Source organism: Acidobacteriota bacterium (genome assembly GCA_018001935.1).
Lineage (GTDB): Bacteria > Acidobacteriota > JAAYUB01 > JAAYUB01 > JAAYUB01 > JAGNHB01.
In genome coordinates, this window is sequence record JAGNHB010000007.1 from 101857 (window position 1) to 120156 (window position 18300).

The 18300-nt window shown below is 66.3% G+C and carries 13 protein-coding genes; 12 read left to right on the forward strand and 1 reads right to left on the reverse strand.

Features of this window, described 5'->3' with window-relative positions; genetic code table 11:
• The first annotated feature begins 146 nt into the window (after window positions 1-146).
• From KA419_04690 to mutY, 12 genes are all read left to right on the forward strand, one after another.
• Window positions 147-713: a PilZ domain-containing protein gene (locus KA419_04690; protein ID MBP7865226.1), complete on the forward strand. Its 567-nt coding sequence runs from the start codon at window positions 147-149 to the stop codon at window positions 711-713.
• A 472-nt stretch (window positions 714-1185) separates the two neighbouring features.
• Entirely contained in the window at window positions 1186-1446 is a 261-nt protein-coding gene (locus tag KA419_04695) for a 3D domain-containing protein (GenBank protein ID MBP7865227.1), read from the forward strand.
• Window positions 1447-1539: 93 nt separating this feature from the next.
• Entirely contained in the window at window positions 1540-2970 is a 1431-nt protein-coding gene (locus KA419_04700; GenBank protein ID MBP7865228.1) for a hypothetical protein, read from the forward strand.
• 52 nt (window positions 2971-3022) lie between these two features.
• Window positions 3023-4375 carry a hypothetical protein gene (locus tag KA419_04705; protein MBP7865229.1) on the forward strand — a complete coding sequence of 451 codons (1353 nt, stop codon included), beginning with the start codon at window positions 3023-3025 and terminating at the stop codon, window positions 4373-4375.
• On the forward strand, window positions 4362-5831 hold the full coding sequence (locus KA419_04710) for an MBOAT family protein (protein MBP7865230.1): 1470 nt from the start codon (window positions 4362-4364) through the stop codon (window positions 5829-5831). Before KA419_04705 ends, KA419_04710 begins: the two co-directional genes overlap by 14 nt.
• 12 nt (window positions 5832-5843) lie before the next feature.
• Window positions 5844-6041, forward strand: a complete 198-nt coding sequence (locus tag KA419_04715; protein ID MBP7865231.1) for a hypothetical protein — start codon at window positions 5844-5846, stop codon at window positions 6039-6041.
• A gap of 165 nt (window positions 6042-6206) precedes the next feature.
• The gene (locus KA419_04720; protein MBP7865232.1) at window positions 6207-7436 is read left to right on the forward strand and encodes a M20/M25/M40 family metallo-hydrolase; all 1230 of its coding nucleotides are present in this window, start codon (window positions 6207-6209) and stop codon (window positions 7434-7436) included.
• A 47-nt stretch (window positions 7437-7483) separates the two neighbouring features.
• Window positions 7484-8221, forward strand: a complete 738-nt coding sequence (locus KA419_04725) for a DUF480 domain-containing protein (protein ID MBP7865233.1) — start codon at window positions 7484-7486, stop codon at window positions 8219-8221.
• 18 nt (window positions 8222-8239) lie between these two features.
• Window positions 8240-9226: a hypothetical protein gene (locus KA419_04730; protein ID MBP7865234.1), complete on the forward strand. Its 987-nt coding sequence runs from the start codon at window positions 8240-8242 to the stop codon at window positions 9224-9226.
• Between the two features lie 232 nt (window positions 9227-9458).
• Window positions 9459-12605, forward strand: coding sequence for a DUF4091 domain-containing protein (locus tag KA419_04735; GenBank protein ID MBP7865235.1), 3147 nt, complete (start codon window positions 9459-9461; stop codon window positions 12603-12605).
• A gap of 198 nt (window positions 12606-12803) precedes the next feature.
• On the forward strand, window positions 12804-14405 hold the full coding sequence (locus KA419_04740; GenBank protein ID MBP7865236.1) for a hypothetical protein: 1602 nt from the start codon (window positions 12804-12806) through the stop codon (window positions 14403-14405).
• A 273-nt stretch (window positions 14406-14678) separates the two neighbouring features.
• Window positions 14679-15878 carry an A/G-specific adenine glycosylase gene (gene mutY / locus KA419_04745; protein ID MBP7865237.1) on the forward strand — a complete coding sequence of 400 codons (1200 nt, stop codon included), beginning with the start codon at window positions 14679-14681 and terminating at the stop codon, window positions 15876-15878.
• A gap of 159 nt (window positions 15879-16037) precedes the next feature.
• Here the strand turns inward: mutY and KA419_04750 are convergent, their stop codons facing one another.
• Window positions 16038-18299 carry a carbohydrate-binding family V/XII gene (locus tag KA419_04750; GenBank protein MBP7865238.1) on the reverse strand — a complete coding sequence of 754 codons (2262 nt, stop codon included), beginning with the start codon at window positions 18297-18299 and terminating at the stop codon, window positions 16038-16040.
• Window position 18300: the final 1 nt, after the last annotated feature.

Sequence of the window (18300 nt, forward strand, 5' to 3'; positions counted from 1 at the left end):
TCCTCTTACCCATACAAACGTTTTCGCGGGAGAAAATCCGAACTTTTTTTGCCGAATCCTGAAAATTCCCGGCGGGAAATTCTCTTGACAACCGCGGCGAGTCACCGCAAAATCAGCCCTATTCTCGGGTTTGCGAGGTCTTGGGCATGGACGAAAAAATGTTGACCTACCACGCGGCGATCGGCCACCTGGACCGCATTGTCATGGAGATCCAGTCCGGCTCCCTTCACATGGCGGACATGCGGCAGCGGGCGGAGGACCTCGCGAAAATCGCCCGCTTTCTCAAGAGCCACTTCGAACAGCAGCGCGCGTCGATCCAGATGGCCGCGTTCAACCTCGTCTCCCCGAGCGGGACCTCGGCGGCCCACCTTCCCGGGGCGGCCTCCCTCTCCCGTCGCCAGGCGGCGGAGGACGGCGAAAAGCGGCGGCACCGGCGCGTGGGGCTCATCCTCAGCGTGGAGATGACCATCGAGGGGTACAACATCAGCGGGCGCATCACCGACCTCAGCGAGGGCGGCTTCTTCGTGGACACCCTCACCATCTTCGGCGTGGGGACGCCGGTGGAGTTCTCCTTCTCCGTGGACGGCCAGAAGGTCGAGGGCAAGGGGATCGTCCGCGCCTCCGTCGAACAGTTCGGGATGGGGGTCGAAATCGTGGAAATCCCGGATGCGGACCTCGATCACCTGAGTGATTACCTCAAGAAACAGGAGTAGCGCCCCAACCGCTCCCCGCCGGATTTCAAACACTTAATATCCCTGTGTTTATGGACACTTTGCCCATTTTTTCATTTTTGGGCTTGACAAGCGGGTTATAATCGTCCCGTATTTTGTACGATTACAATGGAGGCTTGAATTAAATTGAAAAAAACTGTGTATGTTATACTTTTCCTCCTCGACGGGCTGCTGTTCGTTCACCTGCTCAGCCCGGACCAGGCGGTCAGGGCCGAGATGCAGCCCGTCGAGCGCGGGATCGCCATCGAGACCGACGTCATCCACGACATCCCCCCCCCCGGACGGGACCGTTTCCTTCCCGGCCCTCCCGCCCGTCGCCCCGTCTCCTCACATTGTCACCATCCCGCCGTTCGAGAGCGTCCGTTCTCCCGAGTGGAAGGAGTTCACCGCGACGGCCTACTGCCTGCGCGGGATCACGCGGACCGGGACCCGCACCCGGCCCGGGACCCTCGCCGTGGACCCGGCGGTCATCCCCTTCGGTTCCATTCTCGAAGTGTCGGCCGGACCCTACTCCGGGATCTACTATGCGCTCGACTCCGGGGGCCTGGTGAAAGGCCCGAAAGTCGACATCTACATCAAGACCCACCGGGGGGCCATCCAGTTCGGCCGCCGGAAAGTCCTGCTCCGGGTCCTCCGCCCCGGGTGGGGCGAAGACACCCCGGCCTCCCTCGAACGGGACGCCCTGGCGGTCCGATCGGCCGAACTCCGACCTTGATCCGCTCCTGACATCGTGATAACCTGAAGTATTGGTCGAGGGACCAACGCACGGTTATCCGCATCACGGGGGAGCGACCCGCCGGTTTCAGCCATGAGAGAGAGCGAACGCCCGATCCGGACCCTGTTGCTGACCGCATTGACCACTCTGCTGATGCTCGGGTTGTCGATGGTGGACAGCACTGTCTTCCTGGGTGTAAAAACCAGGAAAACCGATATATTGTCGGATATCAGGATCAAACAAAAGAGAAAAGTTCCCAACCTCAATGCCATACCTGACGTAAAAATCGCGGAAAAACAGGATACGGAACCGGATTTCGTCCCGCGGGTCCTGCCGGACATCGACGCCCGCGACGTCTACCGGATCGAGGACTTCAGCGGGGACGGCGGGGGCGGGCTGAAACCCTTCTTCAGCGCCCTCTCGGGCCTGAAGGGGACCGAGAAGGTCCGCGTCGCCTGGTTCGGGGACTCCACCATCGAGGGGGACCTCATCTCCCAGGACGTCCGGAGGAACCTCCAGGACATCTTCGGCGGTTCGGGGATCGGTTTCGTCCCCATCACGTCCTCCGTCTCCAAGTTCCGGGCCAGCGTCCTCCACAACTTCTCGGAGAACTGGCAGACCTACTCCATCCGGAACCAGAACCCTTACCGTTTCCCCATCGGTATTTCCGGATACCTCTTCGTGCCCGCCCGGGGCCGGTACGAGGCGGGGGATGCCCCGTCGGGCCACACCCAGTCGTGGGTGGAGTACGGGGTGCCCGACAAGTCGGCGCCCTTCAACGTGGTGCGCATGTTCTACGGTTTCCTCAACGGCGAGGCCGTCCTGCACGTGAACTTCGGCGACGACCGCTTCCAGGACGTCCGACTGGGCAACTGCGAGGGCATCCAGGAGATCGACCTGACCGGGGGCATGACGCGGCGCGCGAAGGTGTTCTTCTCCACCAACGCGCCGCTGGCGATCTACGGCGCCTTCGTGGAGAGCGACAACGGCGGTGTGTACGTCGACAATTTCTCGTTCCGCGGCTCCAGCGGCACCAACCTGAACCAGATCCCCGACGCGGTCTGGAAGACGTTCAACAGCCACCTGAACTACCGGCTCATCATCCTGCAGTACGGGGCGAACATCGCCGACCCCGAGATGCGCTCCTTCGGCTGGTACGAGAAGGGGCTGACGCAGGTGCTGACGCGGTTGCGGAACCTCTTCCCGGACACGGGGATCCTGGTGATCAGCGCCCCGGACAAGAGCGTTCACGTCGACATGGAATACCAGACCAACCCGGCCATCCCGCTGATCATCCGGGCCCAGCGGAACGCGGCGAAAAACGCGGGGGTGGCCTTCTGGAACCTCTACGAGGCCATGGGGGGGGAGAACTCGATGCCCGTCTGGGTGGAGAGGAAGCTCGCAGCCCCCGATTACACCCACCTGAGCGGCAGCGGTGCGCGCGAGGTGGCCCGGCGGATCACAAAGGCCATGCTGTATGAATACAAGCCCTACACCGGCAAGAAACCGACCGCGAAGCCCTGAAACCGGGCGGGCGGCCCTTCGGCGCACCCTGCTCCTCGGGGGGCGGGCCCTGGTGGTCCTGGCCCTTCTCGGCGTCGTTTCCGCGGGTGAAACGAGCGGGGGGAAAACCGCCTCGAAGAAGAGCGCCCCGCGCTCCGGCGCTTCCGGACGGGCGTCCGCGAAGGGGAAACCCGCCCCCGGCGCGCCGTCGAGCCGCCGCGAAGCCGTCTACACCTCCGCCTCCGGGCCCAGCGTCCCGGACGCCGACGTCCCCTCCGGCGAGCTTCCCTTCGAGGGGGCCGACAACGTCATCGGCAACCCGGAGGGGCTCTACCGGTTCTTCCGAAAGCTCGACGCCCTCCGGAACGGCCGGCGCCTGAAGGTCAACGTCCTGCACGTGGGGGACTCCCACATCCAGGCGGACTTCATGACCGCCACCACCCGCCGTCTCCTCCAGGGGCAGTTCGGCAACGCCGGGCGGGGCCTGGTCTTTCCCTACGACCTGGTGCGCACGAACGGGCCGGTCGACTACGCGTCCTCCAGCAACGTCGCCTGGTGCTCGGACCGCAACATCGCCCGGGCCCCGACCCTCCCCACCGGGATCTCGGGCATGGTCCTCCAGTCGGACGAGCCGAACGCCTACATCCGGATGTTCCTGAAGAACACCGACGAGATGAACTACGATTTCAACCAGGTGACCGTCCTCTACGAGAAGGGGGAACTCTTCTGCGACCTCGTCTTCTTCGACGCCGACAACCGGCAGATCGGCTACATCAGCGCCCTCGAAGAGATGTACTCGGATTCGCGTTTTTCCACGTCCATCACCTTCCCCTTCTCCATCAGCAATTTCACCCTGTACACCTACGCGGCCCAGGAGACCCAGAAGCTGTCCCGGCTCTACGGGATGCTCCTGGAGAACGGCCAGAGCGGGATCCGCTACGACACCGTCGGGGTCAACGGCGCCGAGTTTCGCCACTACGCCGGGACGCCCTACTTCTTCCAGCAGACGGCGAGCCTCTCCCCCGACCTCGTGATCGTGTCGCTGGGGACCAACGACTCCATGGTCAAGAGCTTCTCCACGGAGGACTTCGTCAACGCCATGGACAGCATGGTCATGCAGATCAAGCAGATGGTGCCCGACGCCTCGATTCTCCTCACCGTCCCCCCCGACAGCCTCAAGCGATCCCGCGTCAACTACAACCTGGAATCCATCCGGCGCATCATCATCAACTATTGCCGGGAGAACAATTTCGCCTACTGGGATCTCCTGTCGGTGATGGGCGGCCTGACGTCCATCCGGCAGTGGCAGTCCCAGGGCCTCGCCCAGCGGGACAACGTCCACTACACGCGGACGGGCTACCACACCCAGGGCAAGCTCCTCTACGAAGCCTTGATGAAGGGGTACGACCAGTATGCCGTCCGTTGATCTCCAGAGGGTTTTCGGGCACTTCCTCTACGACCCGAAGGAGCCCATGATCTTCAACAGCGGGTTTTTCCTCTTCCTGTTCCTCCTCTTCCTCATCGTCTACCAGTTCTTCTACAACCCCGACAAGAAGCGCGCCGTCTACATCACGCTCTTCTCCCTCTACTTCCTGTACAAGTCGAGCGGCTTCTACTTCCTGCTCCTGATCGCCACGTCGGTGATCGACTTCCTCGCGGCCCGCTGGATGGCCCGGATCCCCGACATCCGAAAGCGCCGCCCGCTGCTGGTCCTGAGCCTGGTCTCCAACCTCGGCATCCTCGGGTACTTCAAGTACACCAACCTCTTCATCCAGACCTTCAACGACATCTGCCACTCCTCCTTCCCCCTGCTGGACATCTTTCTCCCCGTGGGGATCTCCTTCTACACCTTCCAGTCGCTCTCCTACACCCTGGACGTCTACTGGGACAAGCTCGAGCCGGTGGACAGCTACCTGGACTTCTGCTTCTGCGTGTCCTTCTTCCCGCACCTCGTGGCCGGCCCCATCATCCGGGCCAGCTTCATCATCCCCCAGGTCTACCGCAGGATCAGCATCACCCGGGAGGCCATGGGGCGCGGGGTGTTCCTCATCCTGTGCGGGCTCTTCAAGAAAGCCGTCATCGCGGATTTCATCAGCGTCAACTTCGTGGACCGGGTCTTCAGCTCCCCGCTCCAGTTCTCCGGGATCGAGAACCTGGCCGCCGTCTACGGCTACGCGGTGCAGATCTACTGCGATTTCTCGGGCTACTCGGACATCGCCATCGGGCTCGCGCTCCTGGTGGGGTTCACGCTCCCCGTCAACTTCGACGCCCCCTACCAGTCCGCCACCATCACCGAGTTCTGGCGGCGGTGGCACATTTCCCTCTCCTCCTGGCTGAAAGACTACCTCTACGTGCCGCTGGGGGGAAACCGTTGCGGGAAGGTCCGGACCTACGTGAACCTGATGCTCACCATGCTCCTCGGCGGGCTCTGGCACGGGGCCGGCTGGAGTTTCGTGTTCTGGGGCGGGCTGCACGGTGTGGCCCTCGCCCTGGACAAGATGCTCGGCCTCCCCCAGTGGTTCGCCCGGAGCGCCTGGCGGCGGGTCCTGGGCGTAGTGGTCACCTTCCACTTCGTGTGCCTGACCTGGATCTTCTTCCGGTCGGCGTCCTTCGAGGGCGCCATGGCGATGATCCGCCAGATCGGCTGGGGCTTTCACGCCGAGATCCTCCCGTCGCTGGTCTCGGGGTACCCGGCCGTGTTCGGGCTCATCGGCCTGGGGCTTCTCCTGCACTATCTCCCGCGAAGCGCCGAGCACCTTCTCGAAAGGGGGGTCACCCGGGTCGGGCTGGTCCCGCAGGCGGCGCTCATGGCCGGCATGATCTGGCTGATCATGCAGGTCAAGTCTTCCGACATCCAGCCGTTCATCTATTTCCAATTCTGAGGGGAGGTCGACATGACCAAGGTCAAGAAAGCCGAGGGCTACTGCGATCGATGCGGAAAGCTCCTCAAGAAGGACAAGGACCCCGGCAACGTCTACGTTCAGTGCGAGGACTGCCTCGTCTCCTACCGGATGTGCATGAAGTGCCAGAAGGAGGGGTGTCCCGAGTGCGGGGGCCGGATCGTCCCGGAGAAGGTGCCCCACGTGCACTGAAAGAGGGGCCGGGCCTGGGCCGCGGATGTCAAAGAAATTGAGATCCGCCCCGGGTTCGGCTAGAATACGCGTTCTGCCGCGTTCGATCAAGGACCCGGACCCGGCGGCATCCGGGACCGCGGTCCGGGAAGAAACGAAAAATCACACTGGGAAAGGGGGCTGTCCATGAAGAAGCGAATCCTCGATTACTTCCATTCCAACCGCGAGAGCGTCGAGCGGGAGATCCTGTCGCTCCTGGAGGAGATGGTCCGCGAGCGCACCATCAACCTCGTCTCGGACCAGCTCGCCGCCTACCCCTTCCTGGAGTTCCGCGGCGAGGAATACCGGGTCGCCCGCATCGTGACCGGGCGGCTGGACGGCTGGAACGTGCCCTACGAGACCCACGCCCGCCGGGAAGGCCGCCCGAACGTGATCGCGAAGATCGGCCGGAACGTGTCGGGGAAGCGCCTCCTGGCGGCCTCCCACATGGACATCGTCCCCCCCGGCGACGGCTGGGAATCCGACCCCTTCACCATGACCCGGAAGGGGGACTTCGTGGTGGGCCGCGGGGTGCTGGACAACAAGGGCCCCCTGGCCTCCTCCATGATCGCGTTGCGCATCCTCGGCGAGCTGGGGGCCGCCCAGGGCTTGTCCGGCCAGTTCCAGGTGGCCGCCCTGTCCGACGAGGAAGCCCACGACCCCGACGGCATCGACTACGGGATCGGCTTTCTGATGGAGGCGGGGAAGGTCGATGCCACCATGGCCATCATTCCCGACATCGGCGAGAACATGAAACGGATCGACATCGCCGAGAAAGGGACCAACTTCATCAAGGTGACCTCCATCGGGAAGCAGGCCCACGGGTCGACCCCCGAGCGGGGCGTCAACGCCGTCTACGCCATGGCCCGGCTGATCGTGGAACTGGAGAAGCTCCAACTGGCTCACGAGCCGCACCCGCTCCTCGGCCGCCCCTCCCTCAACCTGGGGCAGATCAAGGGCGGCGTGGCGCCAAACGTGGTGCCCGGCGAGTGCACCATCACCCTCGACATCCGCGCCGTGCCGGGCATGACCCCCGGCGGCATCATCGCCGAACTCCGGGGGTGCTGCGACCGCGCGGGGGGCGAGTTCCGGATCGACCCCATCGCCACCTCCCTGCCCCACGACATGAACCCCGACCACGAACTCGTGCGGGCCATCCAGGCCAACAGCCGGGAGCAGTTGGGGTTCGAGCCGGAGTGCTTCGGGATGGGCGGGGCCACCTTCGCCAAGACCCTCAACCTCCGGGGGATCCCCTCCGTCGGTTGGGGCCCGGGGGACGACGAGGCTTTCCACATGGTAAACGAGTCCGTGGAGGTCCGGCAGTTGGTGGAGTTCTGCCGGATGCTCTGCCTGGTCTCCGTGGACCTGCTGCAGTGAGGTGACGGGGCCGGGAGGAGGATCACATGAGCGGCGAGCATCGGTTCATGTCGTGGGACACCACCACCACCGGGGAGAGCAGTGCGCCGAAACCGAGCCCGGACTCCCTGTCGCTCGACGCGGGGGAGGTCCGGGTGCTCGGGGCCCTGATCGAGAAAGAGGTGAGTACGCCAGCGTACTATCCCCTGAGCCTCGTGGCCCTGGTCAACGCCTGCAACCAGAAGACCAACCGCCGGCCCGTGACGGCCCATTCCGCCGAGGACGTCGGCGCCGTTCTCGACGGGCTGCGGGAAAAACGCCTCGTCACCTTCGTGTCGGGCGGGACGCACCAGGTGACGAAGTACAAGCAGAACCTCACCCGGCTCTACGCCTTCGACCCCGAGGAGACGGCCGCGGTCTGCGTGCTGATGCTGCGCGGCCCGCTGACCCCGGGGGAGATCCGGCAGACCGCCGCCGGCCTGCACCCCTTCGCCTCCCTGGAAGCCGTGGACGCCACCCTCGACCGACTGGCGGAGTTCCTGCACGGCCCGGTGGTCGCCCGGCTGCCCCGCCAGCCCGGGCAGAAGGAGATCCGCTTCGCCCACCTCCTGGCGGGGCCTCCCCCGGCGACTCTTCCCCCTGTCGACGGGGCCGACGAGCCCCCCGATGCGACGGTCTCCCTGCCCTCCCAGGCCGGGCAGACCGGGACGATCCGGCGGCTCGAGGCCGAGGTGGCCGCTCTCCGGGCGGAGCTGGACGATCTCAAGACCCGCTTCGAGGAACTCAGGGCCCAGCTGGGCGGCTGAACGGCCCGAAAGGACACCATGAACGATCTCAACCGGAACATTGGCACCGTTTTCACCCACATCGACTTCGACGGCATCGGCTCCGCCGCGGTCCTGGGAAGCCTCTTCACCTGGGGCGGGATCCGCTTCACGACGCCGAAGCAGATCGTCTACGACAACGTCACCGACCGCGACGCCGTCCTCGACCTCCCCTTCTCGCGCCGATGCGCCTGGTGGTTCGACCACCACGAGCAGAACTTCGAGGAGCCGTCCTTCCACGGGATCGCCCCCGCGGAGATCCCCGGCCTGCGCGTGGCCGCCCCGTCCTGTGCGCGGGTCATCCTCCGATGGTTCGCGGAGAGCGGCTTTCCCTGCCCCGACCATTTCCAGGAGCTGGCGGACGAGATCGACCTCTTTGATTCCATGCTCTTCGACAGCATCGACGAGTGGCTGGAGGAAACACCGGGGAAGGTCGTCAACGACAGCCTGACCCTGCCCGACGAGCACCACCGGGCCCGGGACCAGTACTACACCCGCCTGGCGAACCTCCTGAAGACCCGGCCCCTCGAGGCCTGCGCCTCGGACCCCGAGGTCAACCAGCGGTACTGCCAGTACCGGGCCCTGACCGAGAAGAACCGCGACATGTTGCGCAAGATCAGCCGGTTCCACCCGGAGGACGACCGGAAACAACTGGTGATCCTTGACTTCACGCCCCTGAAGTTCCAGCCTTTCGTCGATCGGAAGCACATTCTCATCGACTACCCCGAGGTGGAGTACATCCTCTGCATCTACCCCTACTACCAGGGCCAGACCAAGACCAACACCCTCTCTCTCTCCATCTCCCGGAATTTTCTCAAGAAGTCGGGCAACGGCTACGACTGGGGGAAGCACTTCGCCGAGCTCGAGATCGGCGGGGGGCACCGGGACGCCGCCGGCGCCCGCCTGGAGGCTGCCACCAAGGCCCAGCGGGACAAGGGCCTCGAGGACTTCACCCGCGGCGCCCTGGCCCGCATCCGGTCGCTCTGAGCGCCGCAGCGCAAGCGTAGCGCGGGGCTCCGTCCCGCGCCATGTGGCCGCCGCATGGGTGCCCATCGCCCGGGGGGCGATGGTACGCAGTCCGCCGCGCCCTCCCGGCGAATTCCCCGGTTGCGGTTTAGCTCTCCCTGCGTTATCCTGTTCTTAGGCCCGACCCGGCGTGACCAATGCGCGACGTCCCGGATCAAAGCGGGGCACAGTGAACGAAACGGCAGGTGAAGCCATGAGAACCAACCCCGTGTCTCGCGTGATCCTCTCCCTGGCCCTGGCGGCCTCTTTTTTCCTGTTCCTCCCGGGCCAGTTCGAGAACGCCACCTTCCGGCTGACCCAGTCCACCTCGGCCTACGAACTCTGGACCTGCCCCCCCGCCGACCGGGCGTTCAAGGATTCCCCGGTCCCGGCGGCTTCAGGCTCGGAAGTGAGGCTCTACGCCGCCGCCAACGAGTTCGAGCCCTTCGTGGTGGTGGTCCGGCCCGCGAGCTCGGGGGACGTCACCGCCACGGCGCCGTCCTTCGGTTCCGGGATCACCGCGGAGATCTTCCAGGTCCGTTACGTGAACGTGACGACGGCCACCGATTACCTCGGGCGGACCGGGGATTACCCCGACCCGCTGTGGCCGGTTGAATCCGGGGGCACCGTGTCGTTGACGGCGGGTCAGAACACCGCCTTCTGGTTCAGCGTCTACGTCCCGAGCCCGACCCCGCCGGGTGACTACACCGCCTCCGTCCGGATCGGCGGCGTCGCGATCCCCGTCCGGCTGCACGTCTTCAACTTCACCCTCCCCGAGACGCCGAGCGTCGAGTCCCAGATGAACTTCAACCACGAGATCGTCCTGACGCGCTACGGCGTCCCGGGGTACGCCGCGGAGTACTGGTTCTACGTGGACAGGATGAAGCAATTCCTCGTCGACCACCGCCTCACGCCGGCCTCGGTGCTCTGGTCGGGCGGCCTGACCACCAACGGCGCCGCCCCTTACATCGACTACGACTGCAACGGCGCCTTCACGGACAACGACGGCATCTGGGGCTTCGAGGACCCCGCCGAGCGCTACCTTTCCGGGACGGGGCTGATGAACGGGACCTTCACCCAGCCCTTCAACGGCGGGGCGGGGTTCCCCTCTTTCATGGCGGCCGGGATGCGCAACAACGACGCCTCCGCGGACCAGCGCCCCGACACCTTCTGCAGCCTCACCCGCACCGCCTCGGACTGGTACGCGGCCAACAACCCCACCTCCGCCTACAACCTGAAGTGGTTCCAGTACGTGGCCGCCATGCGGAACTACCTCAACACGAACGGCTACCTCGCGAAGGCTTACTACTACATCGCCAACGAGCCCCAGGACCAGGCCGACTACGACGCCGTCGCCTGGTACTCCCGCTACCTCAAGCAGGCGGCCCCCGACCTGAGGCTCATGGTCTCCGAGGAAGCCAAGCCCGAGATCTTCGACCACGCCAATTACGTCCAGGACCACCAGATCGACATCTGGCTCGCCCACCTCGGCCTGCAGTTCGACCCCGACGTCGCCCGGGAACGGATGAAGAACCACGGCGAGGACAGCTGGATCTATTTCCTCAACAGCACCCGCCTGCCCCGTTTCAACCCCGTCACCCTGGACCATCCCGGCGCGGAGGCCAAACTGGCCGGCTGGTTCCTGTGGAAGTACCGGCTCCGGGGGATCGCCTACTACGCCTTCAACGGCTGGAGCACGAACCCGTGGACCTCGCCCAACCCCTACGGTCAGAACGGGGAGCTTTTCCTGATGTACCCGCCGTCCACCGCCAACGCCAACATCGCCTACGGGGCGAACAACCATCGCTTCGTCCCGTCCATCCGGCTCGAGCTGCTGAGGGACGGCCTCGAGGACTTCGAGTATTTCCGACGGCTCAACGGCGATGCCCTGCCGCAACCCGACGTCCGCAACGCCGCCGACCCGCAGGTTGACAAGATCGTCAGCATGCCCGTCGCCTACTCGCGGGACAGCGGCTTCCTCTACAACCTGCGGCGCGTCATCGGCCTCCGGGTCGGCGGCGAGGCCGCGTCCATCCCGGAGATCGCCCCGGTGTCCGCCCACCCCCGTTCCGACGGCGCCCCCGGGAACTACTACCTCAACTTCCAGGACCCCGCCGGGCAACCCGCCGACAACCCGCTCATCGTCAACGGCCACACCTATCTGAAGATCGGGAACAACCTCTACGACGCGGGCCTCGGGTACGGCTGGACCCGGTCGTCCGACGTCCCCTGGTCCAGCTTCTACACCTACTGGGACGAGTGGGTCGAGCCGGAACCGAGAAAACTCCTGGGGAGCGGCATCATCAACGACTGGGGCCGGGAGGACGTCTTCGACTTCGACCTGCCCAACGGGACCTACCGGGTCACCGTCCGCGCCGGCTACCGGAGCGGGGTGCGCAAGCACCGGATCCTGGTGGAGGGGACGACCTTCCTCGACGACGAGACCACCAACGGCAGCTGGATCACCCGGACGAAAACCGTGACGGTCAAGGACAAGAAACTCACGGTGCAGATGGGGATGTACAACGAGATCAGCTTCATCAATTCGCTGGACATCGAGGCTGTCGACGCGGCGCCGCTGCTGTGGACCCGCCCCGGGGAAGCCAGCCTCTGGACGGTGGACGCCGCCACGGGGGCCTTCCGGAGCGCCAGGGGCTGGACCCTGGGCGGGACGTGGACGGCCTCAGGCTTCACCTCCAACGGCGACGGCACGGGGAACCTCCTTTGGACGCCCTCGGGCGGTGGCCAGGCCAGCTTGTGGACGATCGACGAATCCACAGGGGGATGGCTCGGCGACCGGGGGTGGGTCACGGGCGGGACGTGGCGGGCGACCGCTTACCTTCCCCTCGGCGATGGGACCGCCGCCCTGCTCTGGACCCCTTCCGGCGGCGGCAGCGCCAGCCTGTGGCGGGTCGATGCCGGGACTGGCGCGATCCAGGGCGCCCTCGGGTGGACCGTGGGGGGCACCTGGGCCGCCCAGGGCCTCTCCTCCAATGGCGACGGCACCTGGAACCTCCTCTGGACCCCCGCCGAGGGCGGGAGCGCCAGCCTTTGGCGCATCGACGCCGTCACGGGGGCCCTCCGGGGCGACTTCGGGTGGTACGGCGCCGGGGACTGGAAGGCCACCGCCTACGCCCCCAACGGGGACGGGACGGGAAGCCTGCTCTGGACGTCCGAGAGCGCAGGGGCCGCCAGCGTGTGGACCATCGACGGCACCACCGGCGCCTTCCTGGGCGACCGGGGCTGGTCAGTCGGCGGCGGCTGGACGGCCCAGACCTACGCCCCACCCTCCGCCCCCGGCGTGTGCGGCGGGAAATCCTCTTGGGCAGAATGGCAGGAGAACTGCAATTTGTTGCCTTAACCTTGGCAGCGGAGGCCGTGGACAGCTTTGATTGGTTCGCAAAAAGTCGGAAAATGAAGAGGAAAGTGTATGTAAAGCCTTTGTTTGAGCCATCGCCCGGAGGGCGATGGTACTTTTTGCGGGACCGTCAACTTTGACATCCCCGTAAACGTCAATTCAACCATAAAGAACGCAGAGAACACAGAGGAGGATGCGGTCATGAAGCGGTCGGGCACGACACGGAAGGCGTGGGATCAGGCGGGCACGGGGGTTTTGGAAGGCAAACGGGTCGTCGTGCGGGCCGGAGCCGGCGACGTAACCCGCTTCGGAGGGTCCCCGGCGTGGCGGGGAATGGTCCTGGCGGCCCTTCTGGCGGCCCTGGCGGCCACCGCCCTCGCCCAGCGCCCGTGGCCGCCCACGGGGAGCGGCGTGCACGTGTTCAACGACCAGCTCTCCCAGGGGATGAGCGAAGCGCAGGTCGCCTTCTGCGCCACCCACTACGACGGGACCCAGAAGATGCGCCGCACCGAGGCGGACCGCCTCCGGGCCGTCAACCCGCAGTTCATGATTCTTCACTACCGGCTCGGCCTGGGGCTGGGCTACCGGGCGCCGGAAGCGGGCTGTTCGCCCACGGGCCCCTGGCTCCACATCATCGACGGCGACTGGACGCAGGAGTGGCCGGGGGACTCGGCGGTCCAGGAGGGGTGGTTCTTCCACTGGCCTCCGGGCAGCGAGACCCGCGTCTACAACTGCGACTGGGGGTGGTACCTGATCGACATCGGCTCGGCGGCCTGGCGGACGTGGTGGTCCGGCGAGGTGGAAGACCAACTGGCTCACAACGACGCCGACGGGATCTTCATGGACAGCTACAGCGTCCCCAACTTCCTCGGCGGGGCGAGCTACGTCCCCAACCTCCCCGACTACGACCTCGCCTTCGAGAACGCCTGGAAGACCCGGATTCGCGACTACCTGGTCTGGCTAAAGGTCCGCTTCGCCCACAAGGCCTGGATCGTCCCCAACGTGGCCTCCTGGATCACCGGCCGTGACGACACCGACTATTCGCCTGCGGACGGCATGATGGTGGAGGGCTTCGCCATGGAGGCGGACGCCAGCCCCTACCCCTTCGACGACTGGCGCCTCTCGATGGACCGCATCGTGGCCGCCACGACCCGCGGGCAGGCCGTCATCGGGCAGACCTACGTCACCGGCGCCCAGGAGCGCCTGTTCACCGTGGGGTGTTACCTGCTCTTCAGGGGCGGCCGCTCCTACGTCAACCTCGACATCGACCTCGATCCCGAGTGGTGGCCCGAGTACGACATTCCCATCGGCCGCGCCCTCCACGCCGCCGTTTCGTCCATCGACGAACTGGACGCCGACGCCGACCGCATCTACCGCCGCGATTTCGACAACGGCCTGGTCCTCGTCAACCCCACCAACCCCTGGGACGGGTCCGGCGTGACCCGGGACGTCGACCTCGGCGCCCCCTTCCGGCGGGCCTGGGGCAACGGCGGCGGCTTCGTGGGTTCGGACGGCGTCCCCACGGGCACCCTCTTCTACGAGACGGTGACCAGCGTGAACCTGCCGCCCGCCATGGCTGCCGTCCTCCTCTTCGATCCCGCCCAGCTCGCCGTCGGCGACCTCAACCTGGACGGGCGGGTCGATGCTGCGGACCTGGTGATCCTGGGCGCCTACCTGGTCGGCTCGGTCTCCCAGGGGACGCCCCCGTTCACGGCACCCCTCACCGCGGCGGACGTCAACCGCGACCTGGCCCGCAACGCCCTCGACTTGGTCACCCTCGCCGACAGCCTATCTGCAAGATGAGGACGTATTTGTCCCTTATCCGCGTCCGGCTTGGCGGGCTTGGCGCCTTGGCGTGATAGAACGCCGGAAAATGTCTCGCCAAGGCGCAAAGCTCGCCAAGAAAACGGGCGTTCCGGGAGAGGCGGGGCAACTTTTGAACAGACTGTGTGACCTGCATTTGGACCCTGGTGGGGTCGAAAGACTCCTTGAGTGCCTTTTGGCATTTGATCGGATGGCATGACGAAGAAGAATCCAGAGAACCTCACTCGACCAACAGAAATAGACCTTCGGATCGTGGAGGAACTGGTTCGGTGGTTCCGGGCCAACCGGCGGGACTTGCCCTGGCGGGGGGACCCTTCGCCCTACGCTGTATGGGTTTCCGAGATCATGCTGCAGCAGACCCAGGTGGCCACCGTTATCCCCTATTTTCATCGTTTCATGGAGAGGTTCCCGACGGTCGGGGACCTGGCCGCCGCTTCGGAAACGGAGGTCCTCAAAGTCTGGGAGGGGTTGGGGTACTACGCCCGGGCCCGGAACCTCCATCAGGCCGCCCGGGACGTGGTCCGGGACCAAGGAGGGGCCCTTCCCGCCGATTACGACGTCCTGCGGCAGTTGAAGGGCCTGGGAGGTTACACCGCCGCAGCGGTGGCGTCTATCGCCTTCGGTGTCCCGGTGCCGTCCGTAGACGGCAATGTCCTCAGGGTAACGGGACGCCTCTTCGCCATCCGTGAAAATGTGCGGACAGCGGCCGTTCACAAGGCAATCTTCGCCCGCCTGGACCGGATGATTCGGTCGGGGAATGCCGACCTTCGTTCCGGCGGGTTCGCCTTCCAACCGGGTGAATTCAACGAGTCTCTCATGGAACTGGGGGCGATGGTCTGCGTCCCCCGGCAGCCCCGGTGCCCCGCCTGCCCGCTCGAATCGTTCTGCGAGGCCCGGAAAGCGGGCCTGGAAGTCGAACTGCCGCTGAAAACCCCGAAGCCGGCGGTCCCGCTGCGCCACGCGGTCTGCCTCCTGGCGACGGACGGAGACCGGGTCCTGGTTCGCCGCCGCGCGTCCCGCGGCCTTTTCGGCGGCCTGTGGGAGTTCCCTTGGGCCGAGGTGGCCGACACCGAGGACGGAGGGCCAACCGCATTCAGGAAGAAAGAAAACAGCAATCAAGTCGAGGGTGATGGGTCACGGGTACCGGGGTTGGAAACGGAAGCCTTCGTCCTGGTGCGATTGATGGAATCGGCCGGCTGCGGGGGCACCCCGCGACCGCTCGGGACCGTCGAGCAGGCCTACAGCCACTTCCGGCTCCGGATGAGATGTTACGTGCTGAATGTCGGCACCGCTGAACACCTGTCCTGCTTATCCAGAATCGGAAAAGGATGCGAAAGAGAGGAGCCTCGTTTGGAAGGTCGCGGGGAGTTTCTGTCCTGGGTCCCGTTCGCGGAGGCCCGTTCCCTGCCCTTCCACGGTATCGCCCGCAAGGCCCTCGCGTTCATCGGTTGATCGGGCCGCCGGGCCGACCGCCCGGACCTCGCGCGACAGGTCTGACGCAAAGACGCGAAGCCTCATTCCGATTCGGTCTGACAGCAAGACCTTGCACGTTCACCGTTCATTGCGTTCTCTGTGTTCCTTGCGGCCACTCCCCGGCATACTGGCGCCCTATTAGCGCCGGCGGAATCCGCTGAAGCCGGAAGGCACCTGCATCGGGGCCGTGCGCAGGTTCTGCATGCGGGCGTCGCCCAGCATCCGGCCCAGGTTCTCCCGCTCCAGGTTGTGCAGGCCTTCCCCCCCGGCCCCGGGGGCCACCGGTTTCCACCCCTTGCCGTCGTGAGCTTCCCAGCCGTTCTCCCCGCGGCGGTAGACCTGGCCGTCCCGTCCCGCGAAGAGGTTCTCGGGCCGTGCGCCCGTGAGCCCGGAGGGCCCGAGCCCGCCGTGGCGCCAGGCCTCGAACTGCTGCCGCCACTGCTGGAGCTGGGGGTTGTTCCGGATGACGTTGGCGGACCACTGCTGGTACTGGTCGCGGTAGAACGGGACGACCGGCACCCAGACGGCCCAGCCGCCCATGCCCGTCCACCAGGGGGCCCAGAAGTCGTCGGTGCCGCCGCGGTAGTCCCAGCCCCACCACCCGGGGCCCCAGCCGGGGGCTTCCACCACCGCGCAGGTCCAGGTCCACCCGCCGTGGGAGCCGGAATACAGCTCCACGCCGTAGCCCCACGTCCAGGGCCTGGGGTACCAGAAGGACCCGACCCAGGGGGCGTAGACCCACCCCGTCCCGTAGACGACGGTCTCGTCCGGGCAGACGTAGGACCCGAGGTAACCGGGCAGGTACCCCACCCAGATCTCGTCGGGGGTGACGTTGTAGACGTTGACGTAGGTCACGGGGTGGACGGGGGAAGAGGGCGGGATCTCGTACACGGCCGGGGGAACGGCGTCCGCCGCCTCCCAGGGGCCGTCCGGCGAGGCGGCGCGGAACCAGACGCCGTTGCGGACCGCGTAGAAGTTGGCCGCGTCCACGCGGACCACCGGGATGTCCGCGTTGACGGCGTACTGGAGGGACGTCCCGTCGATGGCGACGAAACGGGGGTCCCCGTCGTAGTTCACGTCCGTCCGGGCCTCCTTGCGTTTCACCACGGCGGTCTGAGGGATGGAGCCCGCGATGAGGGCCTCCCGGGACTGGGGCGTGGAGGGGATGGAGGCCAGGACGTACCCCTTCGGGTCGTTCTCGGGGATCCGGAGGAAGTCCTCGGGGAGGTCGGCGCCCGGGACGTAGGCCCAGGGGCCGTCGAGCGCGGGGGCGGCGAACCACCGCCCGGAGAGCAGCAGGTAGTACCGGGCGCCCGGGGGGTCGAAGAAGAGCGCGTTGGGGGAGTTGGAGACTTCCTGGAGAGCCGTCCCCGCAATGGGGCGAAAACGCACGTCGCCGTCGGTCTGGACCAGTTCCGCGGGGACGGTGCTGACCCGGACCCGGGAGATGACGGTCTCCGTTCGGGGGGCGTCCGGGACCGGGGCCACGGCCGTCGCCGGGGAGTCCCCCGCCGGCCCGGCGGTCGCGGGGGGCGCCGTCGAAGGGGCCCCCTTCAGCGTCCGGCTCGCGGCGGCCCGCTCGTCCCGGAGCTTTGAGAGGAGGGCGTCCAGGGTTTCGGTCGAGCCGGTGACGGTCTCCCAGGGTCCTTCGATCTGCCCGGCGGCGAGCCAGACCCCGGGCAGGTGCAGGAAGAAGCGCTTCGCGCCGGGGTCGAACACGAGGGTGGACCGGGTGTTGACGACCCGCAGCCACCCCGTCTCCCCGAGGGGCCGGAGCGCCGGCGTTCCGTCGACGAGGACGAGGGCCGTCGGTTCCTTGCAGTAATAGATCCGGGGGGGGTCGTTCCGGACGGTGGTCTTCCGCGTCTTCAGCCGGACCTGCGAGGTAGCGAGGGCGGTTTCCAGCCGGTCCAGGGAGAACGTGTGCGGGAACTGGGGAAGGCTGTCGGCGAGGGTCTGCTCGAAGGCGGTCCCGTCGTCGAAGAGGGTCGGGAACGAGACCTTCTCCAGGCGCATGGCCTGGATGGTGACCATGCGATGCTCCCGGTCCGTCAGGGTGCGGGCCGAGAACCACCCCACCCCGAAGGCGTCGCGGTACCCCTGGGACGCGTCGTCGTCGCCCGGTTTGACGGCCCCCGTTTTCTCCCGGGGGACCTTCACCGAGAGCGCCGCCCTGAACTTCAGCAGGGTGCCTTCCCAACTCTCCACCTGAGGCGGGTAGAAGCTGATCCGTGCGGTCCCGGAGGTGATGATTTTCGGCCAGCCGCCGTCGGGCGGTGAGACGACCTCGGCGCCGGTCCCCGATGGATCCTGGGGCGCGGCCGCCAGGGACAACCAGGCGCAGACGAAAACAAACCACCCCGCGCCTGCCCGGCAGGCGGAACGGTGCCTCGGGGTCATG

Coding starts and splice junctions, on each gene's coding strand:
- KA419_04735 (MBP7865235.1), top strand. CDS start 9,459: ATGAGAACCAACCCCGTGTCTCGCGTGATCCTCTCCCTGGCCCTGGCG.
- KA419_04725 (MBP7865233.1), top strand. CDS start 7,484: ATGTCGTGGGACACCACCACCACCGGGGAGAGCAGTGCGCCGAAACCG.
- KA419_04740 (MBP7865236.1), top strand. CDS start 12,804: ATGAAGCGGTCGGGCACGACACGGAAGGCGTGGGATCAGGCGGGCACG.
- KA419_04690 (MBP7865226.1), top strand. CDS start 147: ATGGACGAAAAAATGTTGACCTACCACGCGGCGATCGGCCACCTGGAC.
- KA419_04710 (MBP7865230.1), top strand. CDS start 4,362: ATGCCGTCCGTTGATCTCCAGAGGGTTTTCGGGCACTTCCTCTACGAC.
- KA419_04750 (MBP7865238.1), bottom strand. CDS start 18,299: ATGACCCCGAGGCACCGTTCCGCCTGCCGGGCAGGCGCGGGGTGGTTT.
- KA419_04700 (MBP7865228.1), top strand. CDS start 1,540: ATGAGAGAGAGCGAACGCCCGATCCGGACCCTGTTGCTGACCGCATTG.
- KA419_04730 (MBP7865234.1), top strand. CDS start 8,240: ATGAACGATCTCAACCGGAACATTGGCACCGTTTTCACCCACATCGAC.
- KA419_04720 (MBP7865232.1), top strand. CDS start 6,207: ATGAAGAAGCGAATCCTCGATTACTTCCATTCCAACCGCGAGAGCGTC.
- KA419_04715 (MBP7865231.1), top strand. CDS start 5,844: ATGACCAAGGTCAAGAAAGCCGAGGGCTACTGCGATCGATGCGGAAAG.